The sequence below is a fragment of the Sphingomonas sp. BLCC-B65 genome (assembly GCF_028550675.1).
In the GTDB taxonomy this organism is placed as follows: domain Bacteria; phylum Actinomycetota; class Actinomycetes; order Actinomycetales; family Microbacteriaceae; genus Microbacterium.
In genome coordinates, this window is the sequence record NZ_JAQQGL010000002.1 from 262,854 (window position 1) to 288,713 (window position 25,860).

At 72.0% G+C, this 25,860-nt stretch carries 21 protein-coding genes; 13 read left to right on the forward strand and 8 right to left on the reverse strand.

All coding sequences use genetic code 11. The features are described from left to right. Positions 1-59 precede the first annotated feature (59 nt). Positions 60-1,061, forward strand: a complete 1,002-nt coding sequence (locus PP359_RS14620) for a DMT family transporter (RefSeq protein ID WP_499250928.1) — start codon at positions 60-62, stop codon at positions 1,059-1,061. On the opposite strand, the gene poxB is transcribed toward PP359_RS14620, so the two are convergent. Both poxB and PP359_RS14630 read right to left on the reverse strand, forming a co-directional pair. Beyond that, the gene (poxB, locus tag PP359_RS14625) at positions 969-2,708 is read right to left on the reverse strand and encodes a ubiquinone-dependent pyruvate dehydrogenase (RefSeq protein ID WP_499250929.1); all 1,740 of its coding nucleotides are present in this window, start codon (positions 2,706-2,708) and stop codon (positions 969-971) included. The two genes, PP359_RS14620 and poxB, sit on opposite strands and share 93 nt — an antisense overlap. 90 nt (positions 2,709-2,798) lie before the next feature. Beyond that, positions 2,799-3,728 (reverse strand): LysR family transcriptional regulator, encoded by a 930-nt coding sequence (locus PP359_RS14630; protein ID WP_347417500.1) that lies wholly within the window; start codon positions 3,726-3,728, stop codon positions 2,799-2,801. Positions 3,729-3,838: 110 nt separating this feature from the next. Here PP359_RS14630 and alsS point away from each other — a divergent pair, with 110 nt between their 5' ends. Continuing rightward, positions 3,839-5,596 carry an acetolactate synthase AlsS gene (gene alsS / locus PP359_RS14635; RefSeq protein ID WP_499250930.1) on the forward strand — a complete coding sequence of 586 codons (1,758 nt, stop codon included), beginning with the start codon at positions 3,839-3,841 and terminating at the stop codon, positions 5,594-5,596. Positions 5,597-5,648: 52 nt separating this feature from the next. After that, a complete protein-coding gene (gene budA / locus PP359_RS14640) occupies positions 5,649-6,380 on the forward strand; it encodes an acetolactate decarboxylase (RefSeq protein WP_112931002.1) in 732 nt (243 codons plus the stop codon). 131 nt (positions 6,381-6,511) lie between these two features. On the opposite strand, the gene PP359_RS14645 is transcribed toward budA, so the two are convergent. From PP359_RS14645 to imuA', 3 genes are read right to left on the reverse strand one after another with little or no spacing between them, the layout of a single operon-like run. After that, positions 6,512-9,970, reverse strand: a complete 3,459-nt coding sequence (locus PP359_RS14645; RefSeq protein WP_499250931.1) for an error-prone DNA polymerase — start codon at positions 9,968-9,970, stop codon at positions 6,512-6,514. After that, positions 9,970-11,568: a DNA polymerase Y family protein gene (locus PP359_RS14650; protein WP_499250932.1), complete on the reverse strand. Its 1,599-nt coding sequence runs from the start codon at positions 11,566-11,568 to the stop codon at positions 9,970-9,972. Before PP359_RS14650 ends, PP359_RS14645 begins: the two co-directional genes overlap by 1 nt. 1 nt (position 11,569) lies before the next feature. Further along, entirely contained in the window at positions 11,570-12,283 is a 714-nt protein-coding gene (gene imuA' / locus PP359_RS14655) for a DnaE2-dependent mutagenesis accessory factor ImuA' (RefSeq protein WP_499250933.1), read from the reverse strand. 124 nt (positions 12,284-12,407) lie between these two features. On the opposite strand from imuA', the gene PP359_RS14660 reads away from it, so the two are divergent. Further along, the gene (locus PP359_RS14660) at positions 12,408-13,763 is read left to right on the forward strand and encodes an amidohydrolase family protein (RefSeq protein WP_499250934.1); all 1,356 of its coding nucleotides are present in this window, start codon (positions 12,408-12,410) and stop codon (positions 13,761-13,763) included. A 27-nt stretch (positions 13,764-13,790) separates the two neighbouring features. On the opposite strand, the gene PP359_RS14665 is transcribed toward PP359_RS14660, so the two are convergent. Next, positions 13,791-14,792 (reverse strand): PDR/VanB family oxidoreductase, encoded by a 1,002-nt coding sequence (locus PP359_RS14665; protein WP_499250935.1) that lies wholly within the window; start codon positions 14,790-14,792, stop codon positions 13,791-13,793. Positions 14,793-14,988: 196 nt separating this feature from the next. Between PP359_RS14665 and PP359_RS14670 the strand changes: the two genes are divergently transcribed. From PP359_RS14670 to PP359_RS14685, 4 genes are all read left to right on the forward strand, one after another. Then, positions 14,989-16,281 (forward strand): amidohydrolase family protein, encoded by a 1,293-nt coding sequence (locus PP359_RS14670; protein WP_112930997.1) that lies wholly within the window; start codon positions 14,989-14,991, stop codon positions 16,279-16,281. After that, positions 16,278-17,072 (forward strand): ABC transporter ATP-binding protein, encoded by a 795-nt coding sequence (locus PP359_RS14675; protein WP_036316537.1) that lies wholly within the window; start codon positions 16,278-16,280, stop codon positions 17,070-17,072. Before PP359_RS14670 ends, PP359_RS14675 begins: the two co-directional genes overlap by 4 nt. After that, a complete protein-coding gene (locus tag PP359_RS14680) occupies positions 17,069-18,013 on the forward strand; it encodes an ABC transporter permease (protein ID WP_036316539.1) in 945 nt (314 codons plus the stop codon). The genes PP359_RS14675 and PP359_RS14680 overlap by 4 nt, the downstream gene beginning before the upstream one ends. 84 nt (positions 18,014-18,097) lie before the next feature. Further along, positions 18,098-19,303: a hypothetical protein gene (locus tag PP359_RS14685; RefSeq protein WP_112930994.1), complete on the forward strand. Its 1,206-nt coding sequence runs from the start codon at positions 18,098-18,100 to the stop codon at positions 19,301-19,303. Positions 19,304-19,360: 57 nt separating this feature from the next. Here the strand turns inward: PP359_RS14685 and PP359_RS14690 are convergent, their stop codons facing one another. Next, complete coding sequence (locus tag PP359_RS14690; RefSeq protein ID WP_499250936.1) at positions 19,361-19,969, reverse strand: cyclodeaminase/cyclohydrolase family protein; 609 nt, start codon at positions 19,967-19,969, stop codon at positions 19,361-19,363. A 152-nt stretch (positions 19,970-20,121) separates the two neighbouring features. Between PP359_RS14690 and PP359_RS14695 the strand changes: the two genes are divergently transcribed. Together PP359_RS14695 and PP359_RS14700 are read left to right on the forward strand one after the other, a co-directional pair. Next, complete coding sequence (locus PP359_RS14695) at positions 20,122-21,261, forward strand: methylenetetrahydrofolate reductase (protein ID WP_499250937.1); 1,140 nt, start codon at positions 20,122-20,124, stop codon at positions 21,259-21,261. After that, a complete protein-coding gene (locus tag PP359_RS14700; RefSeq protein WP_499250938.1) occupies positions 21,258-22,346 on the forward strand; it encodes a methylenetetrahydrofolate reductase C-terminal domain-containing protein in 1,089 nt (362 codons plus the stop codon). Before PP359_RS14695 ends, PP359_RS14700 begins: the two co-directional genes overlap by 4 nt. Before the next feature lie 8 nt (positions 22,347-22,354). On the opposite strand, the gene PP359_RS14705 is transcribed toward PP359_RS14700, so the two are convergent. Beyond that, a complete protein-coding gene (locus tag PP359_RS14705; protein ID WP_036316547.1) occupies positions 22,355-22,966 on the reverse strand; it encodes a helix-turn-helix domain-containing protein in 612 nt (203 codons plus the stop codon). A 34-nt stretch (positions 22,967-23,000) separates the two neighbouring features. Between PP359_RS14705 and PP359_RS14710 the strand changes: the two genes are divergently transcribed. From PP359_RS14710 to PP359_RS14720, 3 genes are read left to right on the forward strand one after another with little or no spacing between them, the layout of a single operon-like run. Further along, the gene (locus PP359_RS14710; protein WP_499250939.1) at positions 23,001-24,374 is read left to right on the forward strand and encodes an FAD-binding oxidoreductase; all 1,374 of its coding nucleotides are present in this window, start codon (positions 23,001-23,003) and stop codon (positions 24,372-24,374) included. After that, the gene (locus tag PP359_RS14715; RefSeq protein WP_347417514.1) at positions 24,371-25,180 is read left to right on the forward strand and encodes a creatininase family protein; all 810 of its coding nucleotides are present in this window, start codon (positions 24,371-24,373) and stop codon (positions 25,178-25,180) included. The genes PP359_RS14710 and PP359_RS14715 overlap by 4 nt, the downstream gene beginning before the upstream one ends. Further along, positions 25,177-25,833: a pyridoxine/pyridoxamine 5'-phosphate oxidase gene (locus PP359_RS14720; RefSeq protein ID WP_499250940.1), complete on the forward strand. Its 657-nt coding sequence runs from the start codon at positions 25,177-25,179 to the stop codon at positions 25,831-25,833. The genes PP359_RS14715 and PP359_RS14720 overlap by 4 nt, the downstream gene beginning before the upstream one ends. The last annotated feature ends 27 nt before the right edge of the window (positions 25,834-25,860 follow it).

Sequence of the window (25,860 nt, forward strand, 5' to 3'; positions counted from 1 at the left end):
ACACATCGATGAAGACATTGCCCGATGCTCTTCACGACCGTGGCTGTCACGCTGGGCGCATGACCCGCCGCTCCGACCTGCTCGTCGACCTCGCCCTCCTCGCGGTCGCCGCCGTCTGGGGGGCGAGCTTCCTCGTCGCGAAGGACCTCATCGCCCTCACGGGCGTCGCCTCGGCCAACGCCCTGCGGTTCCTTTTCGCCGCCGCCGGCGCCGGCATCCTGTGCGCCCTCACCCGGCAGCATCTCCCCCGCGGGCGCGGCCTCGTCATCGCCGTGGCCCTGGGCGGCACGCAGGCGGCGGTCATCGGGCTGGAGACCTGGGGCGTGAGCCTCACCTCCGCGACCAACGCGGGCCTGCTCATCAGCCTCGCCCTCGTCATGACCCCGGCGCTGGAAGGCATCGCGTCACGCGTGTGGCTGCCGCGCGCGTACTTCATCGCCGCCGTGGCCGCCGTCGTCGGCGTCGCGCTGCTGGTCTCGGGCGACGGCATCCACCTGCCGACCGCCGGCGACGTGCTCGTCATCGCCGCCGCGGTCGTGCGCGCGGTGCACGTCACCGCCAGCGGACATCTGACCCGCGGGCGGCGCGACAGCTCGCTCGGCGTGGTCGTCGTGCAGCTCGTGGTCGGCAGCGTCGTGTTCAGCGCGATCGCCGGGCCTTCCCTGCCGGTCGCGGCCGCGCGACTGGATGCCGCGGCCCTCGCCGACGTGCTGTTTCTCGGACTGCTCTGCTCGGTGTTCGCCTTCGCCGTGCAGCTCTGGGCGGTGCGGCGCACCTCGGCCGCGCGCGCCAGCATCCTCATGGGCACCGAACCCGTCTGGGCGCTCGTGGTCGGCGTCGCGGTCGGCGGCGAGGCGATCGGCCCCGTCGGCGTCGCCGGGGCGGCACTCATCGTCGGCGCGAGCTACGCCGGCCAGGCGATCGAGCGCCGCCACCGCCTGGCCCGACGGGCGCCGGAGCAGGCCGCGTCAGTGGAACAGGCGCCGCCACACGTTCGTGTCGGCGAGGTCGATCAGCTCGTCGCCGCGCCCCGACAGCACGGTGCGCAGGGCCCAGAGTGAGAACCCCTTCGCCTGGGCGAGCGTGATCGACGGCGGCATCGCCAGCTCCTGACGCGCCGTGACGACGTCGACCAGCACCGGCCCGTCGGTCGCGAGCGCCTGCGCGATCGCTCCGCGCAGCTCACTGCCCTTCTCCACGCGGATGCCCGTGATGCCCATCGCTTCGGCGATCGCGGCGAAGCTCGGATTGTCGAGCCCCGTGCCGAAGTTGACGATGCCCGCCGCCTTCATCTCGAGCTCGACGAAGTTGAGCGACGAGTTGTTGAACACGACGATCTTCACCGGCAGGTCGTTCTGGCGGATCGACAGCAGATCACCCAGCAGCATGGCCAGTCCGCCGTCGCCGGCGAGCGCGATCACCTGGCGCGAGCGGTCGACGCCCTGCACCCCGAGCGCCTGCGGCATCGCGTTGGCCATCGATCCGTGCGCGAACGAGCCGATCAGCCGCCGCGTGCCGTTCATGTGCAGATAGCGGGCGGCCCAGATCACGGGGCTTCCGACGTCGGCGGTGAACACGGCATCCGCGTCGGCGAGCTCATCCAGCACGCGCGCGACGTACTCCGGCCGCACCGGAGCCTTGCCGTCGTCGACGGCCAGGTCGTCGAGCCGCTCACGCGTCGTGCGGTAGTGGGTGACGCTGTCGTCTAGATGCTTCGACGAGCGGTCGCCCTGCAGCAGCGGCAGCAGCGCGTTCGCGGTCTCTTTCATCCCGCCGACCAATCCCACGTCGATGGGCGTGCGCCGCCCCAACTGCTCGCCGCGGATGTCGACCTGGATCACCGTCGCCTTCGAGGGGAAGAACTGACGGTACGGAAAGTCGGTGCCGAGCATGAGCAGGGTGTCGCACGACTCCATCGCCTTGTACCCCGACGAGAAGCCCAGCAGCCCCGTCATCCCCACGTCATAGGGGTTGTCCCACTCGATGTGCTCCTTGCCGCGCAGGGCGTGCACGATCGGCGCCTGCAGCGTCTCGGCGAGAGCGAGCACCTCATCATGCGCGCCCGCGACGCCCGCCCCGGCGAGGATCGTCACCTTCTTGGCGTCGTTGAGCGCCGTCGCGGCGGCGGCCAGAGCGGATGCCGACGGCAGCACCGTCGAGCCGGCCGCCCGGATCGGGGCCGTCGGCCGCCGGTCGGGCGCGTCGGCGAAGAACACGTCGCCGGGCACGACGACGACCGCGACGCCGCGCTTTTCGACCGCGGCGCGCATGGCGATCTCCAGCACCCACGGCAGCTGGGCCGGGTCGCTCACCAGCTCGGTGTAGACGCTGCACTCGCGGAAGAGCTCCTGGGGGTGCGTCTCCTGGAAGTAGGTGCTGCCGATCTCGGCCGACGGGATGTGCGAGGCGATCGCCAGCAGCGGCACGCGGTTGCGGTTGGCGTCGAACAGACCGTTGATGAAGTGCAGGTTGCCAGGGCCGCACGAGCCCGCGACGACGGCAAGCTCGCCCGTCAGCTCGGCCTCGGCACCGGCGGCGAAGGCGGCGGCCTCCTCGTGCCGCATGTGCATCCAGCGGATCGCATCATCGCCGCCGTCGCGTCGCAGCGCATCGGTGAAGGCGTTGAGCGAGTCGCCGGGAAGACCCCAGATGCGGGTGACGCCGGCGCGCTTGAGGGTGTCGATGAAGAAGTCTGCAACGTTCGCCATGCCCCCGACGCTACGCCGCTTGTCCGCGTCACGGGGTTGGACGATCGTCGAGTCCTGTTCCGTCCCGCTCAACCCCCGGTCGTTGAGGGGCTACGGCAGCAGCTCTGTGCGCAAGAGGTCGATGAGGCCCTGCGCGGCGGCGGTCAGGGGGCGACGGCGCGACCACGCGAGAGACACCTCGAACGCCGGAACGGCGTCGTCGAGCGGGACGATGCGCACCGGCATCCGCGGGGCGGGGTCGGCGAACGGACGCCCCGAGCCCGACGAGGCCGCCAGCGCCGCGAAGCGCGGCACGATCGCCAGGCCCAGTCCCTGCGGGACGTACGCGGCGGCCGTGGAAAGGTCGGCGACCTCGATGAGCACACGGCGCGACACTCCGGCGTGGGCGAAGGCGTCGTCGACGATGCGCCGCGACCCGTAACCCGGCGGCAGGTCCACGAAGCTCTCCCCCTCGAGCATCGCGAGGGTGATCCCCTCGGCATCCGCGAGGGGATGCGTGCCGGGCACGACGAGCACGTAGGGCGACGCGGCGACGGCCTCTCCCCGCAGGCTCGCCGGAAGCGCATCGACGACCGCGAGCAGCGCCAGGTCGATCTCGCCGCGTTCGAGCTGCGCGACCAGGCCCGACGATCCCAGCCCCGTCGCGCGCAGCTGCACCGCTACGGCGGGGTGCCGCGCGTGATAGCGACCCAGCAGCCCCGGCACGTCGACAAGATCGACGCCCGTCATGAGCCCCATCGTCACGGCTCCTCGCAGCTCGGTCGCCGCGGAGGCGACCGCCTCGCCGATCTCGCGCATCTGCTCGAGCACCGCCTGAGCGCGCGTCAGCAACTCCTCCCCGGCACCGGTGAGTCGGATCTGCCGATGAGAACGGTCGAACAGCTCGACACCCAGTTCACGTTCCAACTCGCGCACGGTGGTCGACACCGCCGACTGCGCGAGCAGCAGACTGTCGGCCGCCCGGGTGAAGCTCATCTCCCGCGCCACGGCGACGAAGACGGAGAGGTGGCGCACATCCATGCCTCGATCATGCCGCGCTCCCCGACGCGACGGAAATCATCTGCGAATCAGATGATTCGCATCGCCGACGCCGTCTTCCTCGCCCGACGCCGGCGACGGAGCATGGAGTCATGAGTATCGCCGCCGTCGCCACCGCATCTCCGTCGCCCTCCGACACGCACGTGCCGACGCCGCCCGCGGGACGTCGCGCTGCCGACCGCGTCGTCGACGTGCTCACGGCGCACGGCGTGCGGTGGGTGTTCGGCGTGCCCGGCGCGAAGATCGACCCCGTCTTCGACGCGCTCGCGGCGGTGCAGGGGGTCGCCGGGGCGCCGCAGCTGATCACGTGCCGCACCGAGCAGAACGCGGTCTTCATGGCCGCTGCGGTCGGCCGGCTCACCGGCATCCCGGGTGTCGTGCTGGTCACCAGCGGCCCCGGCACCGCGAACCTTGCGACGGGGCTGCTCACCGCGACGACCGAGGGCGACCCGGTGGTCGCGATCTGCGGCGCGGTGTCGCGCACACAGCACCTGAAGCGGGCCCACCAGGCGATGGATGCCGTCGGCATGCTGCAGACCGTCACGGTCTCGGCCGCCGAGGTCACCGCCGCCGACAACGTCGCCGAGGCGATCGTGAACGCGTTCCGCGCCGCGACGCGCGAACCCCGCGGCGCCGCCGCCGTGGTGCTCCCCTACGACGTGTCGACCGCGACGACCGCGATCGGCTTCCGCGATGCGATCGTGCCCGCCGTCACCGGCGGGGCGGCCTCGGCATCCGTCGATCGCGCCGCCGCGCTGCTGCGCGAGGCCCGGTTCCCCGTGATCCTCGCCGGGGCCCGCAGTGGTGATCCCCGCACCGTCGACGCCCTTCATGCGCTGCTGCGCGCCACCGGGCTGCCGGTCGTGGAGACCTTCCAGGCCGCCGGCATCATCTCGCGCGAACTCGAACACCACTACCTCGGACGTGTGGGCTTCGCCCGCAATCAGCCCGGCGACGTGCTGCTGCACCACGCCGACCTCGTGCTCACCGTCGGCTACGACCCCGTCGAGTTCGTGCCCGCGGAATGGAACGCCGGCAAGGACCGCCGCATCGTCCACATCGACACCATCCCGGCCGACATCGACAACGACTACCGACCGACGGTCGAACTCGTCGGCGATCTCGCCACGAGCCTCGTCGACCTACTCCTCGCCGTGGACGGCGCGGGCCTTCCCCTCGAGCACGATGCCGACACCGCCCGCATTGTCGAACGTGAGCGCACCCGCCTCGCCGAGAACACCGACCTCGGCGACCCCGACCACGACGACGCGTTCGGCCTCGACCCCGTCGCGGTCGTCGCCGGCATCCGCGCCGCCCTCCCCGACGCCGCCACCGTGCTCTGCGACGTCGGCTCGAACTACCTCTACATGGCGCGCCACTTCCGCACCTACCGACCGCGCTCGCTCCTGTTCTCGAACGGGCAGCAGACCCTTGGCGTCGCCCTGCCCTGGGCCATCGCGGCCAGCCTCGCCGACGCGGGCGCACCGGTCGTGTCCGTGTCGGGCGACGGGGGGTTCCTCTACTCCGCCGTCGAGCTGGAGACCGCCGTGCGCGTCGGGGCGAGCTTCACGCACATCGTGTTCAACGACTCCGCCTACGACATGGTCGCCTTCCAGCAGGTCGAGAAATACGGGCGCACCGCGGCGGTCGAACTCGGCGCCTACGACGTGGTGGCGTTCGCGGAGTCGTTCGGCGCCCACGGCCACCGGGTCACCCGCATCGACGATCTCGTTCCGACGATCCTGGCCGCGATCGCCGAACCCGGCCCCTCGGTGATCGACGTGCCCGTCGACTACCGCGACAACCTGCGCCGCCTGGGCGGCGACCTGCTCGCCGACGTGCTGCTGTGAGCAGACTCCGGCCTCTCGGCATCCACCTTCCCTCCTCCCGAAAGGACAGCGCATGAGCGCCGAACGTCACACCCTGTTCCAGACGAGCCTCATGGCCGCGCTGCTGGACGGCATCTACGAAGACGACATGACGGTCGGCGAACTGCTCGAGCACGGCGATTTCGGCATCGGCACGTTCAACGCCCTCGACGGCGAAATGGTCGTCGTCGACGGCGTCGCCTACCGCCTCCGCGGCGACGGCACCGCCGCCGCGGCATCCGCCGACTCGGCGACGCCGTACGCGGTGGTGACCGACTTCGTGCCCACCCTGACGCGGACGCTGCCCGACGGCGTCACGCGCGCCGAGGCCTCGGCCGCGATCGATGCGATCACCGCGTCGGCCAACTACATGTACGCGCTGCGCATCACGGGGCGCTTCCGGCGGGTGACCGCCCGAACGGTCACCCGCCAGCAGAAGCCGTACCGGCCGATGACCGAGGCCACCGACGACGATGCCGTGCTGCAGTTCGACGAGGTCGACGGCACGATCGTCGCCTTCCGCACCCCGCTGTACGAGCAGGGCATCGGCGTTCCCGGATGCCACGCGCACTTCATCGACGACGGACGCACGCGCGGCGGCCACGTGCTCGACTTCGTGCTGGATCACGGCACGGTCGAGCTGTGCCTGTGCACCGACCTGCACCTGCGCCTGCCGCTGACGACGGAGTTCCGCGAGGCGGCCCTCGCCCCCGACGACCTGGCCGACCAGCTCGCCAAGACCGAGCAGCACGCCGGCCGCGCCTGACCCCCTCTCCCCCTCCCCCTCCCGCGAGCCGCCACGAACGCGCCGACCCGCCATGATGCTGCGCGCAAGATCATGGCGGTTCGGCGAAAAGATGGCGGCTCGGCGGGGGTGAGGTGGGGCGGTGGGGAGGGTCAGCGGAAGTCGCGGGAGCGGTGGCGCACGCCGACGCGCAGGTCTTCGAAGGCGTCGGCGACGAGGTTGGTGACGCCTTCGGGCGACCGCTCGAGCATGCCGCGGGCGATGAGGGCGGGCGCATCGCGCAGCACGCGGCGATAGCGGTCCCAGACCCCTTTCGAGCAGATGACGTTGACGAGGCCGTGCTCGTCTTCGAGGTTGATGAAGGTGATGCCGGATGCCGTCGCCGGCCGCTGCCGGTGCGTGACCAGACCCGCGACCTCGACCCGGCGCCCGACCTCGTGCGTGCGCAGCTCTCGCGAGGTGAGCACGCCGCGCGCATCCAGCGGGGCACGGTAGTGCGTGAGGGGGTGATCGTCGGCCGAGATGCCCGTGGCCCACAGGTCCGCGGCCAGCACGTCGTAGGTCGAGGGGTCGCCGAACAGCGGCGGCTGCACGGCGACGAGGGAGTCGGGCAGGAACTCGGGCAGATCCTGTGCCGCGTCGCCGGCCAGCCAGATGCCCTCGCGGCGGCTGATGCCCATGCTCTCGAAGGCGCCCGCCGTCGCCAGCGCCTCCACCTGTGCGGCGGTGGCACCTGTCCGCCGCACGAGGTCGCGCAGGTCACGGAACGGCCCGTCGGCGTCGCGGGTGGCGACGATGCGTTCCGCGAGCCGCTCTCCCACCCCGGTGACCGCCGCGAGCCCCAGTCGCACGGCGTGGCCGGCGTCGCGACGGTGGGCGGCCGAGACGTCGGGAGCGGTGATGTCGAACAGGGGCACGGGAGGCTGGTGACGATCGGTGCACGCGGGGTCGCCGGTGGGGACGCCGTCGCCGTCGGCATCGAGGGGCTCGAGCCCGGCATCCACCCCGGAGGCGTGCAGGTCGGGACGACGCACGACGACGCCGTGGCGGCGGGCGTCGGCGGTGAGGGTCGCCGGCGAGTAGAACCCCATCGGCTGCGCACGCAGCAGAGCCGCCAAGAACGCCCCGGGGTAGTGCAGCTTCAGCCATGACGAGGCGTAGACGAGCAGCGCGAACGACAGGGAGTGGCTCTCGGCGAAGCCGAAGTTCGCGAACGCCTGGATCTTCGCGTAGATGTCGTCGGCGACGGCTCCCACCAGACCGTTGCGCGCCATGCCGTCGTAGAGCTTCTGGCGCACCGACTCGATGCGCTCGATGCCGCGCTTGGAGCCCATCGCCCGGCGCAGCACATCGGCATCCTCGCCGGTGAGATCGCCCACGGCCATGCCCATCTGCATCAGCTGCTCCTGGAACACCGGCACCCCGAGTGTGCGCTCCAACACCGGGATCAGCTTCTCGTGCGCATACGTCGGCTCTTCCATCCCGAGTTTGCGCCGCACGTACGGGTGCACCGCGCCGCCCTGGATGGGTCCGGGTCGGATCAGCGCGATCTCGATCACCAGGTCGTAGAACCGCCGCGGCTGCAGCCTCGGCAACAGCCCCATCTGCGCGCGCGATTCGACTTGGAACACGCCGATCGAATCCGCGCGGCACAGCATGTCGTAGACGGCCGCCTCCTCCTTCGGAATGCTCTGCAGCGTCCACGTCTCGTCCGTCGCCTCCGCGATGAGGTCGAAGCAGTACTGCAGCGCGGCGAGCATGCCGAGTCCGAGCAGATCGAACTTCACGAGCCCCATCCAGGCGGCGTCGTCCTTGTCCCACTGGATGACGGTGCGATTCTCCATCCGCGCGTGCTCGATGGGCACCACCTCCCCCACCGGCCGCTCGGTGAGCACCATGCCCCCGGAGTGGATGCCGAGATGGCGGGGCGCCTTCAGCAGCTCACCGGCGTACGCGAGCACCCGGTCGGGGATGTCGTGCGCGCCGGCGACGGCGCCGTCCCACCGCTCCACCTGCTTCGACCAGGCGTCCTGCTGCCCGGGCGAGTGCCCGAGCGCCTTGGCCATGTCGCGCACCGCGTTCTTCGGTCGGTACTGGATGACGTTCGCGACCTGCGCCGCGCGCTCGCGCCCGTAGGTGTCGAAGACCCACTGGATGATCTCTTCGCGCCGATCCGAGTCGAAGTCGACGTCGATGTCGGGCTCTTCCTCCCGCATCGCCGACAGGAAGCGTTCGAAGGGCAGGTTGTAGAAGATCGAGTCGATCGCGGTGATGCCCAGCAGGTAGCAGACCGCACTGTTGGCGGCCGACCCCCGCCCCTGGCAGAGGATGCCGCGCCGACGCGCCTCGGCCACGATGCCGTGCACGATCAGGAAGTAGCCGGGGAAGTCCTTCTGCTCGATGACGCCGAGCTCCTTCTCGATGCGCGCCCGCCCGTCGCCGTCGAGGTCGGGGTACATGTGCGGCACCGCGTCCCAGACGAGCCGGCGCAGCCACGACATCGGCGTGTGCCCCTCGGGCACGGGCAGCTTCGGCAGCGCGGGCTTGGCGCGGCGCAGCGGGAAGGCGAGCTCGTCGGCGAGGGTGACCGTGCGGGCGATCGCACCGGGATAGCGCCGGAACCGCCGCGTCATCTCGGCGCCCGAGCGCAGGTGTGCGCTCGCATGCGACGGCAGCCAGCCGTCGAGCTCGTCGAGCCCTCGGTTCGCCCGCACCGCCGCGACCGCCGCCGCCAGATGCACACGTTCGGGAACCGCGTAGTGCACGTTGTTGCTGGCCAGCACCGGAAGGCCGCGTGCGGCGGCCAGAGCGGCCAGCACATCGTTGTCGCGGGTGTCGGTGGGGGCGCCGTGGTCGATCAGCTCGACGAAGACCGCCTCGCGGCCGAACAGGCTGACGAGCCGGTCGAGCGCCGATGCGGCCGCATCCGCACCTCCGGCGGCGAGCGCCTGCCGCACGGCGCCCTTGCGGCATCCGGTGAGCACCGCCCAGTGCCCGCCGCCGCGATCGGCGAGATCATCGAGGTCGTACCAGGGACGCCCCTTCTCACCGCCGGCGAGCTGGGCATGCGTGATCGCGGCGGCGAGACGGTGATACCCCTCTTCGCCGCGGGCCAGCACGAGCAGGTGCGATCCGAGCGGATCGGCGGCGCCCGACCGGGCGGGGCTCGGTGCACTCAGCAATCCGGCCGGCGGCGCCCCCAGGTCCGCACGGCCACCCGCACCGCCACCCGCGCCGTCGCCGAGCGTCAGCTCCGCGCCGAAGACGGTCTTCAGCTGCAGCTGCTCCGCCGCCTCGGCGAAGCGGGCGATGCCGTAGAACCCGTCGTGGTCGGTGATCGCGAGGGCGTGCAGTCCCAATCGCTCCGCCTCCTCGGCGAGCTCGGCCGGCGACGACGCCCCGTCGAGAAAGGAGAACGACGAGTGCGCGTGCAACTCGGCGTAGGGAACGGCATCCGCGGGGCGTTCGATCGGGGGCGGCTCGTACTTTCCGCGCTTGCGCGAGAAGGCCGGGCCGTCACCGCCGTCGGGTTGTTTGTCGCCGCCGATGTCGGGAGAGCCCAGCAGCCGCGCCATCTCCGACCAGCGCACCGACGGATTGTTGAAGCCCATCAGTCGTACCTCCCCTCGATCTGCCAGACGCCCTCCTCGCACACCAGCAGCCATGCCCCCTGGGCGTCGTCGACCATCTGGAAGCGATGCGCTCGTCGCGCTCGGGCGGGATCCCACTCGCGTTCGATGACCGGCCACGGCCCGGCCCAGGTGCGGATGCCGCGGCGTCTGCCCCCGAGCTCGATCACGGTCGGCATCGCCGTGGGCTCGCCCCGCGCATCGACCGCGATCATGTCGCCGTCGTCGTCGAGCACCGCCACCGGCACGCCCTCGGCGAACACCGCCGAGGGCAGCGGGTCGGGAAGGCTCCCGGGCCAGGGCCGCTCGCCGGCCTGCAGGTCGCCCGCGACATCGCCCCACGGCACGAGGCGCTGCCGCTCGCCCAGCCACCGCCCTCCGCCGACGGCCGGGGTCAGCACGCCCTGATGGCCGAGCATCGCCTGCACGCGGGAGAGTGCGCGGTGCACGCGCTCCTCGGGTCCCGACCCGAACAGACGTGCGGTGTGGTGGGCGGCGGCATCCACCGCCTCGGGTTCGATCCGCACACGAGCCACGGCGCTGCGCAGCTGTCCGGGCAGGTGATTCGGCAGCGCACCGTTCTTTCCCCCGCCCGGGCTCTGCTCGGCGAGCTGCCAGCGCACCCGGTCGACGACGGCTGCCGCATCGAAGGCCCCCGGGTGCAGCCAGACCCGTTCACTGCGCTCGCCGCGATCACCGGTCAGCACGACACGCAGCTCGGTGCAGACCAGCCCTTGCGCACCCAGACGGGAGACGAACTCCGCGGCGGGAACCCGCAGGGCGAAGGCGATCTGATCGGCGGTCTCCACGGGCGGCTCGAACGCCACCTCGCGGTGCAGTTCGGGCGGTGGTGTGCGAGCGGTGACCGGTCGGGGATCGCGGCCGGAGGACAGCGCGTACAACCACTGGCCACGGGTGCCGAAGCGCTCCACCAGACGGTCGGCGCCCAGCGCGGCAACCTCCCCCACCGTCTGCACCCCGAGCCGGCCGAACAGCGAGGCCAGCTCCTCATCGAGCACGACGACCGGCAAAGGGGCGAGGAAGTCCGCCGCGGTGCCGGCGGGCACGATCCGCACCGGATCCTCGCGGCGGGTGCCGGAGCGCGCCGCCTGTTCGGCCGTGAAGGTGCCGTCGGCGATGCCCACGCGCACGTCGTCGATGCCCAGCGCGGCGATCGCTCCAGCCAGGACGGTGGCGGCGGCCGCCTCGCCGCCGAAGTAGCGCGCCGGCCCCCGGGCGCGCAGCGCGCACAGTCCGGGCTGCATCACCTGCACGTTCGGCGCGACCTCTTCGATCGCCGCGATCAGAGGGGCGAACGCGCGGTGATCGCGCACGGCGTCGGCATCCACCACGGTCAGCTGCGGGCAGCGCGCCTGGGCATCGCGGCGGCGCATGCGCCGGCGCACACCCGCGGCGCGCGCCGCGGCCGAGCAGGCGACGACCGCCCCCTTCTCGAACACGGCGATCGGCTCCGCGGCGTCGAGGGGGTCGTCGCCGTCGCGGGTGGTCGCGACGATCGGCCAGTCGGGCACCCAGACCACCAGGCTCCGCGGCGGGGTGCCCGCAGGGAGGACAGTCATCTCATACCGCCCGTCGCATCGGCACGGGTTCGGGCAGGCGCGTGCGGGTGGGCTGCGATTCGCCGCCCAGGCGGCCCCGGTCGTCGGGCAGCATCAGGCGCCGTGAGCGCGGCACCGGCGCCCGGCGGCTGGTCACGGTGACCGTGAGCTCACGGCCCGACAGGATGCCGTGCCCCTCGCCGAGGCCCGACCACGACGGATCGGACACATCGATCATGGCCTCCGTCTGCGGCCACGGCCCCTGGACGAGCAGCACCGCCTCGCGCTCGCGCATGCGGGCGGCCAGCCGGGCCACCTCGCTGTCCTTCGCCCGCGACGGCGGGCGCACCGCGACCACCGACAGCACGTCGGCGAGGGTCGAGGTGACGGCCAACCACCGCTCTCCGGGGTCGGGCACCAGCACGAGCCGCGACAGGTCGACCCCGGCAGCGCGGGCCGCTTCGACGCCCACGTGCGGCATGCCGACGACGGCGCACCACGACCCGGCCTGCGAGGGCTCTGCGAGCAGGGCGAACAGCAGCGCCATCGACCGTCCGAGCGCGTAGGCTCCCCCTGTTCGCAGTCCGCCGCCGGGCAGCAGCTCCGCCAGCGCCGGGGCGACGGGGAGCACGGGCGTGTCGAGGCGACGCCCCTGCATACGCTCCATCTGAGCGCGCAGGGTGCTCACGGTGCCCGCGACATCCGCGGCAGCAACGGTCCCCACGATCGGCCTCACTTCGACAGATTAGAACATGTATTCGAGTACTTCAATGTGCTTTTCTCGAAGATAGGAACGGGTTCGGACATTGCGCGCCGGCGCGCACATCTGCCCGAAACATGCGGCTGATAGGACGGACGGCATGACCGGATCGCTCATCCTCACCGGCGCCGCCCGCATCGTGGAACGCTTCGACGACCCCGTCCGCGACCGCGGCGGCGACCTCGTGATCCGAGGCGGACGGGTCACCACCGCGGCATCCGCACCGTCACCGGACGAGAGCATCGACACCCTCGACGCGGACGGGGGCATCGTCACCCCCGGCCTCGTCAACGCGCATCACCACCTGCTGCAGTCGGGCTTTCGCACCCTTCCCGGCACCCGCGGCGTGCCGATGCGCGAGTGGCTGCCGGCCATGGCCGCCGCCTACGCCGACGCCCGCATCGACGCGTCCCTGGTCGGCGCGACCGCCGGGGTCGGCGTGGCCGAGTCGCTGCTGAGCGGGGTGACGACGGTCGCCGATCATCAGCTCAACTGGCCCGACCCGGCGCGCAGCGACGACCCCGTCGGCGACACCGTGGCCATCGCGCGGGCGATCGCCGATGCCGCCGCGGCACTCGGCGCCCGGCTCGTGTTCGTCCGCGGCTCGGCGCGCGATGCGCCGGATGCCGCGGCGGCGAGCGCAGACGCCATCGTGCGCGCCCTGCTCCCCGAGGGTGCGGCATCCTCTCCGGGCGGTACGAGCGCCGACGGCATGCTGCAGCTCGCCGTCGGTCCCGCCGGCGTGCACTCCGACAGCGAGGAGACCTTCCGCGCGTTGGGCGACGTCGCCCGACGCCACGGGCTGCGCCGGCGCACCCAGGCGAACGAGCAGGTCGACACCGAGATCGCCCTGGCCCGCTACGGCCGGCGCCCCCTGGACCTCCTCGAGGAGTGGGGGTGGCTCGAGCCGGGGGTGACGATCGCGCACCTGTGCGACGTCACCGACGACGAGATCGTGCGACTCGGCGCCGCCGGCATCACCGCGACCCACGCTCCGGGCTGCGACGTGCCGATGGGCTGGGGCATCGCTCCGGTGCGCCGCCTGCAGGAGGCCGGCATCACGGTAGGACTGGGCACCTCCGGCGGCGGCTCCAACGACGCCGGGCACCTGCTCGCCGATGCGCGTCTGGCGATGCAGGTGTCGGGTCTGGTCGGCACCGCGCTGCCGGCCCGTGACGTGCTCGCCATGGCCACCTCGGGTGGTGCGATCGGCCTCGGACGCGCCGACCTCGGCATTCTGACTCCGGGAGCGGCGGGCGATCTCTGCGTCTGGGATGTCTCCGGGGTCGCCGACGCCGGAGTGGCCGACCCGGTCGCGGGCCTGCTCTGGGCCCATCCGGGACGCCGCCCTCGCCATGTCGTGGTCGCGGGACGCGTCGTCGTCCGCGACTACCGGCTGGTCACCGCCGACGAAGACGCCCTCACCGGGGCCCTCCGGGAGCGCGTCGGCCGGTGAGCGTCGCGGCGCCGTTCCGGCATCGCGTCAGGCGTCGAGCACGATCCGCGGGCACGCTGCGCGCGAGACGCACACCATCATGACCGTGCTCTGCTCGCGCTCGAGCGGCGTGAGCACGGAGTCGCGGTGCTCGATCTCGCCCTCCAGGACGGGCACCTCGCAGGTGCCGCACGTCCCGCGACGGCAGCTGGAGAGCACCATCGTCGTGGGGCTCTGCTCCTCGATCGCCTCCAGCACCGACTGCCCGGGCTGCACGGTCACGATGTCGCCCGACAGGGCGAGCTCGACCTCGAACGGGTCCGGCCAGACGGGCTCGCCGTACTCGATCGCCTCGAACCGCTCGACGTGCAGCGCTGCGGCGCGGCCGGCGGCTTCGAAACCGTCCTCGAGGGCGGCGATCAGCCGGGCGGGTCCGCACGCGTAGACCGGACCGCCGTCACCCGCGGCATCCACCAGCCCGGCCACATCCAGACGTGCCCCACTGTCGGCGGGGTACAGACGCACCCGCCCCGCGCCACCGTCGAGCGCGCGCAGCTCGTCGACGAATGCCATCGTCGACAGCGACCGTCCGGCGTAGTCGAGGGTCCACTCCGCTCCGGCCTGCGCCGCCGCCCGGACCATGCCGAGAAGGGGCGTGATCCCGATGCCCCCGGCGACGAAGCGGTGGGTGACGGCGGGAACGATCTCGTACGCGAAGTGGTTGCGCGGTCCGCGCACGCGCAGGCGCTGCCCCACCTGCACCTCCTCGTGCACCCGCACCGATCCGCCGCGTCCCTCGTCTTCGCGCAGCACCGCGACCCGCCAGGTGGAGCGGTCGGCCGCGTCGCCGCAGAGCGAGTACTGCCGTTCGACGCGCTCGGCCGCGGGCACGCGCGCGTCGGAGAAGATCAGATCGACGTGCGACCCCGGCTCCCAGACCGGCAGATCGCGACCGTTGTGCGCGACGAGGTCCAGCGCCACGATCCCATCGGCCAGCACGGTGCGGGCGGCGACCACGAGGTCGCGTTCGACGTCACTGAAGTAGCTCATGGCTCCCACTCTCTCCGCTCGCGCAACGCCCCCGTGCGCGAGGGCGGCGACCGGCCGCACTCTTCGCGCGGATTTAACACGGCCGCAATCCCGACAGGCCTGGCAGGAAACACGTCGAGCGTTTACTGATTCTCACCCGATGTTGGCCATACCAACAACACCGCACGACACCGCAGACCCCGAGGAGGACGATCAGATGGACGCCGAACTCCTGCAGCCGGGCCAGCGCATCGCCGCCCTGACCGGCCTCACTGCCTGCGGCGAGATCGGCGACCGCCTGGCCTTCTCGGGCGGCGTCGTGGTCGACGCCGATGCGTCCCAGCTCGCGGGCGGCGCCGGCGGCGAGACGGTCGATGCGACGGGCTGGATCGCCCTGCCGCCCCTGGCGGATCTGCACGCCCACCTCGACAAGGGCTACACCTGGACCTCGTTCGGCCAGCCCGAGGGATCGCTCGACGACGCGATCGCGTGCTGGATCGACCACGGCGAGCACCACTCCTCCGACGACATCAAGACCGGCGCCCGGCGGCACCTGGTGGCCGCGCTGCACGCCGGTGTCACGGCCGTGCGCTCGCACACGAACTACCACCTGGGCGACGACCCCCTCCGCGGAGTGCGCGCCCTCATCGAGCTGCGCGACGAGTTCGCCGGCATCGTCGACCTGCAGATCGTCGCCAGCCCCGGCGCGTCCGACGGCCCCGACGACCTCGGACGCGCCGCGGTGGCCCTCGGCATCGACCTCATCGGCGGTTTTCCCCACCTCGCCGAGGACCCCCGCGCCGATCTGGAGCGCAACGCCGCCTTCGCCGAAGAGTTCGGCCTCGGCATGGACCTGCACACCGACGAGACGCTCGACGCGGCATCCACGGGTCTCGCCGAGCTCGCCGCCCGCACGCGGCACTGGCCTGCCGGCGTGATCCGCTCGGCGGGGCACTGCGTGAGCCTGTCCATGCAGGATGCCGAGACCCGCGCCCGCACCCTCGCCGCCGTCGCCGAGGCCGGCGTCTCGATCATCACCAACCCGCTGACCAACCTCTACCTGCAGGGCTGGCAGCACCCGGTCGCGACGCCCCGCGGCATCCCGCCGCTGCGCGAGATCCTCGCCGCCGGCATCACGCTGGCCGCCGGCGGCGACAACGTGCAGGACCCGTTCAACCCGCTCGGCAACGCCGACATGGTCGATGTCGCCTCCGAGCTCGTCGTCGCCGGTCACCTCACGCCCGCCGAAGCCTGGCACGTCAGCTCGCACGGCGGCCGCGCCGCATTCGGACTGCCCCCGGCGCGAGGACGCGTCGGCGACGTCGCCGACGTCGTGCTCGTGCGCGCCGCGCACACCGCCGAGGCCCTCGCCGAGCGCGCGCCCGACCGCATCGTCATCCGCGACGGACGCGTGATCGCCGTCCGCCGCCGCGTGGTCAGCAGCGTGCTCGACCTGCGCGCCGTGCCGACTCCGCCCTCCGCCCCGACCTCCGAGGGAGCACTGCTATGAGCACCGCCATCGACTCGACCGCCGCCCCGGTCACCGCCGCGACGGCGGTGGACGCCACCACCGCGCCGACGCTCGCCTTCACCGACGTCGCCAAGGTCTTCGCCACCGGGACGCGCGCCCTGGAGGGCGTGTCGATCGACGTCCGTCCCGGCGAGTTCGTGTCGGTGGTCGGCCCCTCCGGCTGCGGAAAGTCGACCCTGCTGCGCCTGGCCGCCGGCCTCGACGACGCCACCGAGGGCGTGGTCGACGTCCGCGCAGACACGACGAGCTTCGTCTTCCAGGAGGCGACCCTGCTCGAGTGGCGGACGGCCCAGCGCAACGTCGAACTGGTCGGCGAGCTCGCCGGTGTCGGGGCGGCCGAGCGCCGCCGTCGCGCCGCGGAGGCCCTCGAGCTGGTCGGTCTGAAGGGCTTCGAGAACCAGCACCCGCGGGCGCTGTCCGGCGGCATGCGCATGCGCGTCTCGATCGCGCGCGCGCTGGTCGCCGAGCCGCAGCTCGCCCTGTTCGACGAGCCGTTCGGCGCCCTCGACGAGATCACCCGTCTGAAGATGCAGACCGAGCTGCAACGCCTGTTCCAGCTCAAAGGGTTCGCCGCGATGTTCATCACGCACTCGATCTCCGAAGCCGTCTACCTCTCCAGCCGCGTGCTCGTGATGAGCGGACGGCCCGGGCGCATCGTCGACGACATCGAGCTGCCCTGGTCCTACCCCCGATCCCCCGAGTTGCGCTACGAACCCGAGTTCGGACGCATCGTCGGACACCTCTCGCACGCTTTGGAGGCGCACTCGTGAGCCAGAACCTCGCCCTGAAGGCCCCGGCCTCGCTCGCCGACACGTCCGCGTCCGGCTCGTCCGCCTCACCGGCGGCGGATGCCGCGGCATCCGCCGAGACGACGACCGCCTCGATGGCCGCCCGTCGCCCCCGCGCCCGCAGCGCCGGGTCGGTCGCCCGCGGCGCCTGGTCGCGGGCCATGCCGATCGTCGCGGCGCTGATCGGCATCATCGCGATCTGGTACGCCGTGTCGTACCTGCTGCTCAGCGAGAGCCGCCGCTTCCTGCTGCCACCTCCCCACCAGGTGCTGGCCGAGACGATCGGCAACGACAAGGTGATCGGCCCGATGATCGCCGCACTCGGTCAGACCATCACCGTCGCCCTCATCGGCCTCGCGATCGCCGTCCTCATCGGCATGGGGTGGGCGATCGTCATGTCGCAGTGGACCCTCGCCGAGAAGATCCTCTACCCGTACGCCGTGATCCTGCAGACGATCCCGATCCTCGCGCTCACGCCGCTGATCGGCATCTGGATGGGCTACGGGCTTCCCGCCCGCATCGTGGTCTGCGTCATCATCGCGGTGTTCCCGATGATCTCCAACACGCTGTTCGGCCTGCAGTCGGCCACGCCCGCCGCCCACGACCTGTTCACGCTGCAGAAGGCCACGAAGTGGCAGCGGATGACGAAGCTCATGCTGCCCGCAGCCATCCCGTCGATCTTCACAGGCCTGCGCCAATCGGCCGGCCTCGCCGTCATCGGCGCCATCGTCGGAGACTTCTTCTTCCAGCAGGGCAGCCAGGGCATCGGTGGGCTGCTGCGCACCTACACGCTGCGCCTGAACATGGAGCCGCTGTTCCTCGCGATCATCTTCACGGCTCTGTTCGGTGTGATCGTCTTCTCGATCTTCGCCGCGCTGGACCGCGTCGTCGTCGGTCGGCTGTTCGGCGTCGCCACCCGCTGACGCACCTCTTCTTTCCCTCCCCGCACCACGAACACGCACCACCCGTCTGTCCACACCGCACCCGAAGCCTTCCAGGAGGACACCGTGTCACAGCCCGCCTTTCTCTCCCGCCGCGTGATCGCACGCACCGTCGCGATCGGAGCGCTCGCCGCCACCGTCGCCGCCGTCGCGGGATGTTCCAGCACCGACGCCGCGGCTCCGGCGACCTCCTCGGCGGCGAACGTCGCCGAGAAGGGCGGCCCGCTCGACCTCGCCAGCGTCTGCCCGGCGACCGTCGTCATGCAGCAGGACTGGCAGCCCGAGTCCGAGCACGGCGCCATGTACAACCTCGTCGGCGACGGCTACACCGTCGACACCGACAAGAAGACGGTCACCGGTCCCCTGGTCGTCAACGGCACCGACACCGGTGTCAAGATCGAGGTGCGCTCCGGCGGCCCCGCGGTCAACTTCCAGCCCGTCCCCGCCCTGATGTACCTCGACACCGACATCCTCATCGGTGCGGTCAACACCGACGCCGCGATCGTCGCGAACGCCGACCAGCCCACCGTCGCGGTGACCTCGCAGCTGACCTTCAGCCCGCAGATCCTCATGTGGGACCCGGCGAGCCACAACGGCGCGACGACGATCAAGGAGGCCGCGTCCGGCGGCGACCCGATCGTCACCTCCGGCGACGTGATCCCGAACCTCCTGCTCTCGCAGGGCATCATCACGAAGTCGCAGATCGACACGAGCTACGAGGGCACCCCGCAGCGCTTCGTCTCCGACCCGAAGATCCTGCAGCAGGGCTTCGCGACCGCCGAGCCCTACATCTACAAGAACGAGATCTCGCAGTGGGGCAAGGACGTCGGCTACCAGCTGCTGTCCGAGCTCGGCTACAACATCTACCCCGAGCCGCTCGCGGTGCGAAAGGCCGACGTCACCGACAAGGCCGACTGCCTGAAGAAGCTCGTCCCGATCATGCAGCAGTCGCAGATCGACTTCCTCAACGCGCCCGAGCACGGCAACGCCGTGATCCTCGACCTCGTCGAGAAGTACGACACGGGCTGGACCTACTCCGAGGGCGTCGCGCAGTTCTCCGTCGAGCAGCAGAAGAAGCTGGGGCTCGTCGCCAACGACAAGGCATCGGGCGTGTTCGGCCAGTTCGACCCCGACCGTATGGCGTCGATCGTGAAGGACTTCACGCCCTTCCTCGTCACCGCCGGTAGCATCACGCAGGCCGCCGCATCGGCGATCGATCCGTCCGAGCTCTACACGAACCAGTTCATCGACACGTCGATCAAGATGAACTGACCGTCCTCACGGCCGATGCCCTGACTCCCTCCGCGGGGTCAGGGCATCGGCGTGTTCTCAGAGCGTCGCGGTCACCCGCTCTGCCACCGCGTCCAAGCGGGCAGCGGCCTGCTCCGCCCGCTCCCCCGCGGCGCGCAGCCGCTGCAGGGTCGGAGCGTCGACTCCCGCAGCGGCGGCGCTCGTGGTGTTCCCACGGATGTTGACGGCGGTCGAGCGGATGCCGCAGGCGAGCATTCGCGCCGCGACGGCGACATCGGGAGCCAGGCGCGCCTCGCCGAAACGCTCCAGCCAGAGGAGGGTGCCGTCCAGGGATGCCGCGAGCGCGACCAGACCGGCACCGGCATCCGCAGCGGCGACGGTGGCGGTGCGCAGCGCCTCCTCGCGCCCGGGGTCGTCGGTCGGGCGCCGGAAGGCGGCGACGAGCAGGCCCGACATCCGCCCGTCGTGCTCCGCGGCGGCGAGCGCTTCGCCGCGCACCCGGGTCGCCGTGGCGACGAGCTCCGCCGCCGCGTCTGCCCGGACGTACCCGGCCGCCATGGCGACCAGGGCGGCACCGGTGGCGATCACGATCCCGGCGGCGGCGCCCCCACCGGGATCGGGCACGGGCGCGGACAGCTTCTCCAGCCAGTCGTCGAGGCGGGAGGCGGCAAGCTCGGACATCGGCATGGGCCTCACTCTAGGGCCCGCACACCGCGTGATCTCGCGCCGACATCGACGCACACGCGACCGTAACACCGGCGAAACGGCGGGCTTCTACAGTGGCATTGTTGGCGACACCAACATCGTCGGACCGGCCCGCCACCGCGAGAGGAACACCCGTGACCGCTTCTCTGCGCCTGCATGAGGCGACACGGCGCTGCCCGAAACGCATGATCCACGGGCCCTGCGGCGGTGTCACGATCGACGGCGGCTGCGAAGTGCCCGGCATCCGATGCTCGTTCGTCGATGACGCCGCGGCGCTGCGTCATCTGGAGTTCTCCACCGCAGAGGTGGACGCTCCGGTCGCCGCCCGCGACAGCGGCGACGCGCTGCCGGTCCTGCCGCGAGGAGAGGCGTCGACGGCGTTCGCGGCCCTGGTCGACGCGGGTGCGGTCATCACGGCCGACCTTCCGGTGCGCTCCGTCGACCCGGGCGTCATCACCGAGGCGGGCGTGCGACTGCGAGAGCTGACCGCCGTGATCGCCGGTGAGCCGCCCGGGCTGCGGGAGGCGCTCAGCCCGACTCACAAGGCGCTCCTGCTCGCCGCCGCCGGATCTCGCGTGGTGGCCGGTCTCACCTGCCGCGACCGCAACCGCGTCGCGATCGAGGGTGAGCTCGCCGCGCTCGCCGACCTGGGCGTGTCCGGCGTGCTCGCCGTGACCGGCGATCACCCTGCCTCCACCGCCCTCCCGCAGGCGCAGCCGGTCTTCGACCTCGACGCGACACGTCTCGCGGCGCTCGCCCGCCGGGCCGGGCTCTTCGTCGCCGTGGCCGAGCAGCCCTCCGCGCCGCCGGTCGACTACCGTCCCACCCGTCTCGCGCGCAAAGCGCACGCCGGGGCGGAACTCGGCATCCTGAACCTCTGCGGCGACCTCGCCGAGATCCGCCGCTTCACCGCCGCTCTGGCAACCACGGCGACTCCCGTGCCGGTTCTCGTGTCGGTTCCGGTGCTCACGTCGGCCGCGACGACCCGACGGCTGGCCGCGCTTCCCGGAGTCGGACTGCCGGACGAACTCGTCATGGCGGTGGCCGGCGCCGACGACCCGGTCGAGTCGGGCATCGCCGCCGCCGTCGCCTGGGCGCACCGTGCACTCGCGATCCCCGGGGTCGTGGGCGTCCACCTGTCGGCGATCGCGGCTGGGGCCACCGAGCCGCCCGATCGGGCGGACGCCGCCGAACTCGCCGCGGTCGATGCTCTGGCGTCGGCAGCGGCGCGACTGCGGGCCGTGATCGCCGCGGAGACGGCGAGCATCGCATGAGCATCGTGACCTCCACGCCCGCGGCGCTGTCCAGCCGCGTCGCCGGGTGCCCGAAGTCGATGGCCTACGGTCCCTGCGGCGGTGTGAACGCCGACGGCACGTGCGAGGTGCACCCGACCCCGTGCGTGTTCCTCGCTCGCGAGCTGCCCGTACGCTGGACGGGCGCTGCGGCGCGTGCGACGGATCCGGAGGCCGGCTCCGGTGACCCGTCGACGGCATCGACACTCGCCGGGCGCGAGCTGGTCGCGATCGCGGCGCGGCGACCACTCGTGTTCACGGGCTTTCCCGTGCGCGCCTTGCGCGCCGACGCCGTGGGCACGACGGCCGAGGCGCTGATCGGCAGCGTCGACGCCGTCCTGTCCGGCGACGCCGGACGCTCCCGCGTGCAGTTTCCTCCGTCCTACCGTGCGGCGCTGATCGGCGCGACCGGGCTGCGACTGTGGATGGGGTTCAACACCCGCGACCGCAACCGCACCGCGCTGGAGCGCGAACTGCTCTCGCTGCGAGCCCTGGGTGTCGCCGGGGTGCACTGCGTCACGGGCGATCACACGCAGACGGGCGACCGCCCCGACGCACGCCCCGTGTTCGACCTCGAATCGACCACGACGCTCCCGCGCGCGGCCGCCCTCGGGCTTCTCACGTCGTTCGCCGAGTCGCCCGCCGCCCCGCCCATCGCCGAACGCGGCGCACGCGTCGCCGAGAAGCAGCGCGCCGGAGGGAGGATGTGCCTCACGCAGTACGCCGGGGATGCCGAGGAGGTCGCCGCCTTCGTGGCGCTCTGCCGCGCGGCGGGCTCCGACGTGCCGGTGCTTCCCGGCGTTCCTCTCGTGGTCGATCGCGAGGGCGCTGAGCTGCTCGTCTCCTTCCACGCCGCGAAGCTGCCGTCCGGCTTCATCGATCGCCTCTTCGCCGCGCGCGACGTGCGTGCAGAGGGCATCCGCCTCGCCGTCGCTTACGGGCAGGCGCTGATCGCCACGGGCGAGGTCGGCGGCGTGGTCATCGCGGGAGGTGCCCGACCCGGGGATGAGGCCGCGTATGCCGCAGACCTCGCCACCGTCGCACGCGAGCTCGGAGGCGGGTCGTGATCCGTCTCTCAGTGCGCGCCGGCGCTGCCTTCCTTGACGGTGAGGACCTGCACGCTCTCACCCGGATCGGTGCGCCAGCGGTGACGTATGCCGCCTTGGTAATACACGGCATCCCCCGCTTCCAGAGCGAACTCCTCGGCCTCCAGCACCACCACGAGTCGTCCCTGGAGCACGTAGACGAACTCCTCCTCGTCGTGCACCCACCACAGGTCCTCGGTGAAAGTCCCCGACATCACCATCGGCACGAAGCGCGGATGATCGCGGGCGAGCACCCGCATCGGGCTGCCCCCGGCATCCAGTGGCGTCGCTTCGCTCGCGCGGAAGACGTGGAAGCTGCCCGCGCCTCTCGGCGCCGCGTCGGCGTCGTCGGTCAGCAGCGCCTGCTGCGTGGTGCCCAGCGCCTGCGCGACGCGGAACAGCGACGTCATGCTCATCCGTTCCAGCCCGCGCTCGACCTGGCTCAGGAACGAGTGCGACAGCTCCGCCTGCACCGCGACCTGGGTGAGCGTCATCCCGCGACTCTGGCGCAGCGCCCGGATCCGGGCACCCAGCGCCCGCGACGCGGATGCGGGCCCGTCGTCACCCGGGGCGCCACGGCGCGAGGAGGCGGCATCCGACATGACTGAAGACTATGACACACGAAAGGAAACCGAGATGACCGGCGCGACCCCCACCGACGTCCTCGATCCCGCGGCGACTGTCGCCGCGCCGACCCCCGACTACGCCGCCCTCGAGGCGGACCTGGCCGCCGCGCTCGGACCCCGCGGCATCTCCAGCGACCCGCGTCAGCGCGAGAAGGCATCGGTCGACGGCGCGCGCATGTCGCCGATCATCGCCGAGCAGCTTCCGCTCGGCGTCGCCGACCTCGTCGCCTTTCCCGCGGATGCCGAGCAGATCGCGGAGACCGTCCGCATCGCCGTGGCGCACGGTGCGCCGGTGACGCCGCGCGGAAAGGGCACCGGCAACTACGGCCAGGCGATCCCCATGCCCGGCGGACTCGTGCTCGACACCTCCCGCGCCCGCGCGATCGTCGAGGTCGGCGACGGGTGGATCACGGCCGAGGCGGGCGCTCCGATGGCTACCCTCGAGCTCGCCGCCCGCCAGCACGGCCAGCAGCTGTGGATGTACCCCTCGACAGTGCACTCGACGCTCGGAGGGTTCCTCTCCGGCGGCTCCGGCGGCACCGGTTCGATCGCGCACGGCTCCAACCACGAGGGGTTCGTCCTGGCGTTGGACGTCGTGACCCCGGCATCCGAAGGCGCGCTCGTGCACGTCGAGGGCGACGACGCGCTCGGCTACGTGCACAACTACGGCACGGCGGGCATCATCGCGCGTGCCACGGTGCGCCTCGAGCCGATGAACGACTGGCGCGGGCTCTACGCGTCTTTCGACGACTTCGCCGGCTCGATGTCGGTTCTCCAGCGTCTGGCGGCGCTGAGCCCGACCCCGCGGCTCGTCTCCGCCGATGATCCGCACGTGTCGGCCCAGCTTCCGCCGGACCCGGCCTTCCCGGAGGGGCGCAGCTCGCTGCGCACGATCATCGACGCGAGCCTGGTCGAGGAGGCCTCGCGCATCATCACGGCCGCCGGCGGCCGCATCGAAGACGTGCGCGAAGGCCCCCAGGTCTCGGCCGCGATCTCGGTGCTCAGCTACAACCACCCGATCGAATGGCTGCAGAAGTCCGAGCCGGGCGTCTACTTCCACGTCGAGGTGGGCGGCGACGCGCTCATCGATCGCCACGACGAGGTCATGGCCGTCTACCCCGGCGCGCACCTGCACATCGAGGCGACGGCGCTGCGTCCGATCGGCATGCTGGCCGGTGTCTACGAGAGCCCGGAACAGGTCGCCGACGGCATCGCCGCGCTCACCGCCCTCGGCGTGGGCGTGCACAGCCCGCACCAGTGGAACGTCGACTTCCGCCTGCCCGAGACGGTCGCACTCGCCCGCAGCACCGACCCGCGGGGCCTCCTCAACCCCGGCAAGCTCAACCCGGACTACGCCGGTCCGGTGAAGGGATCCATCCGATGACCGCCGCGTTCACGCCTCCGTTCACCCCGACATCCCGCCACTGGGCCGACCTGTCCGGGCCCGCGCTCACGGCGGCGCTCACGGAAAGGTCGATCGCCGTCGTACCGATCGGCGCGATCGAGCACCACGGCCCCCATCTGCCGCTGCGCACCGACGCCCTCGTCGCCGAGGCGATCGCCACCGCCGCGGTCGAACGGGTCGCCGCCGACGGGATCGACGCGTGGGTGCTGCCGACGATCAGCTACGCCAAGTCCGACGAACACCACTGGGCGCCCGGCACCGTCTGGCTCGAAGGCACGACGGTGCTGGAGACGCTGGTCGACATCGGCCGCTCCATCTCGATGACTCCGGCCACGACCGTCGTGTTCGTCAACGGTCACGGCGGCAACGTGATGCTGCTCGGCTGGGCCAATCGCGAACTGCGCCGGCGCTTCGGCCTGCGCACGTTCTCGATGCCGGCGACCGCCGCCGGAGCCGGCGACGGTCTCGACGGCCGGCCCGACGAGAAGGGCCAGGGCATCCACGGCGGCTTCTCGGAGACCTCGCTGGTCATGCACCTGGCCCCTCACCTCGTCGCCCCCGAGATGCCGGCGCGGAACATCCCCGAGCACATCGCCGGTCTCACCCACATCGGCTTCAACCGCAAGCCGGTGATGTTCGGCTGGACGAGCGACGACTTCGGCCCGGAAGGAGTGATCGGAGACGCGACCGGCGCGAACGCCGCGCACGGCAAGGAGCTCTACGAGCGCGGGGTCGACTTCGTGTGCGAAGCGCTCGCCGAGATCGACGGGTTCGTGTTCGGGTGACGGCTTCCTACGCTCCCGGCATCCCGCCCGCGCCCGTGGTGATCGATCACGACAGCGACCCGGTGCAATCCGACACGCCCCTCGCCGACCCACTCGCCCTCGCCCGCGAATGGCTTCCGGGTCCGGGCGAGGACCGCCTGCTGATGACGGTGTCCACCATCGGCCTCGACGGAGTGCCCGACGCACGCACGACGATGCTGAGCGACTTCGACGGGGAACGATTCTTCTTCCACACCGATGCCGACAGCCGCAAGGCCGCCGAACTCGCCGCCGACCCCGGCGTCGCGCTCACGATCCTGTGGCCCGGGTTCACGCGGCAGCTGGTCGTCCAGGGCACGGCGTCGCGCTCCTCGCGCGCCGAGTCCGATGAGGCGTACCGTCGGCGCTCGCCCTACCTCCAGCAGCTCGCGTGGCAGAACACCGCCGCTTTCGCGCAGCTACCGCTCACCGAGCGGCGCGCGCGCTGGGACGAGTTCCTGCGGGCGCACGGCGGTGCCGACGACCCTTCCTTCACCCCGCCCGCGTCGTGGGCCGGATTCGCCGTCACGCCGCGCCGCCTGGTGTTCTGGGTCTCCAACCCGCTCGCCGCCAGCCGCCGCATCGCCTACACGCGCGACGCCGACAGCTGGACTCTCACGGTGCTGCCCGGCTGAACCCGCCGCGTGGCGGACGGGCGAGGT

Bases quoted from the DNA above. Each gene is read 5' to 3' on its own strand.
- PP359_RS14650 (WP_499250932.1), bottom strand. From the start codon at position 11,568: ATGACTGTCCTCCCTGCGGGCACCCCGCCGCGGAGCCTGGTGGTCTGG.
- PP359_RS14620 (WP_499250928.1), top strand. From the start codon at position 60: ATGACCCGCCGCTCCGACCTGCTCGTCGACCTCGCCCTCCTCGCGGTC.
- PP359_RS14675 (WP_036316537.1), top strand. From the start codon at position 16,278: ATGAGCACCGCCATCGACTCGACCGCCGCCCCGGTCACCGCCGCGACG.
- PP359_RS14665 (WP_499250935.1), bottom strand. From the start codon at position 14,792: ATGAGCTACTTCAGTGACGTCGAACGCGACCTCGTGGTCGCCGCCCGC.
- PP359_RS14710 (WP_499250939.1), top strand. From the start codon at position 23,001: ATGACCGGCGCGACCCCCACCGACGTCCTCGATCCCGCGGCGACTGTC.
- PP359_RS14690 (WP_499250936.1), bottom strand. From the start codon at position 19,969: ATGCCGATGTCCGAGCTTGCCGCCTCCCGCCTCGACGACTGGCTGGAG.
- PP359_RS14715 (WP_347417514.1), top strand. From the start codon at position 24,371: ATGACCGCCGCGTTCACGCCTCCGTTCACCCCGACATCCCGCCACTGG.
- PP359_RS14670 (WP_112930997.1), top strand. From the start codon at position 14,989: ATGGACGCCGAACTCCTGCAGCCGGGCCAGCGCATCGCCGCCCTGACC.
- PP359_RS14700 (WP_499250938.1), top strand. From the start codon at position 21,258: ATGAGCATCGTGACCTCCACGCCCGCGGCGCTGTCCAGCCGCGTCGCC.
- PP359_RS14630 (WP_347417500.1), bottom strand. From the start codon at position 3,728: ATGGATGTGCGCCACCTCTCCGTCTTCGTCGCCGTGGCGCGGGAGATG.
- budA (WP_112931002.1), top strand. From the start codon at position 5,649: ATGAGCGCCGAACGTCACACCCTGTTCCAGACGAGCCTCATGGCCGCG.
- PP359_RS14660 (WP_499250934.1), top strand. From the start codon at position 12,408: ATGACCGGATCGCTCATCCTCACCGGCGCCGCCCGCATCGTGGAACGC.
- PP359_RS14705 (WP_036316547.1), bottom strand. From the start codon at position 22,966: ATGTCGGATGCCGCCTCCTCGCGCCGTGGCGCCCCGGGTGACGACGGG.
- PP359_RS14645 (WP_499250931.1), bottom strand. From the start codon at position 9,970: ATGGGCTTCAACAATCCGTCGGTGCGCTGGTCGGAGATGGCGCGGCTG.
- poxB (WP_499250929.1), bottom strand. From the start codon at position 2,708: ATGGCGAACGTTGCAGACTTCTTCATCGACACCCTCAAGCGCGCCGGC.
- alsS (WP_499250930.1), top strand. From the start codon at position 3,839: ATGAGTATCGCCGCCGTCGCCACCGCATCTCCGTCGCCCTCCGACACG.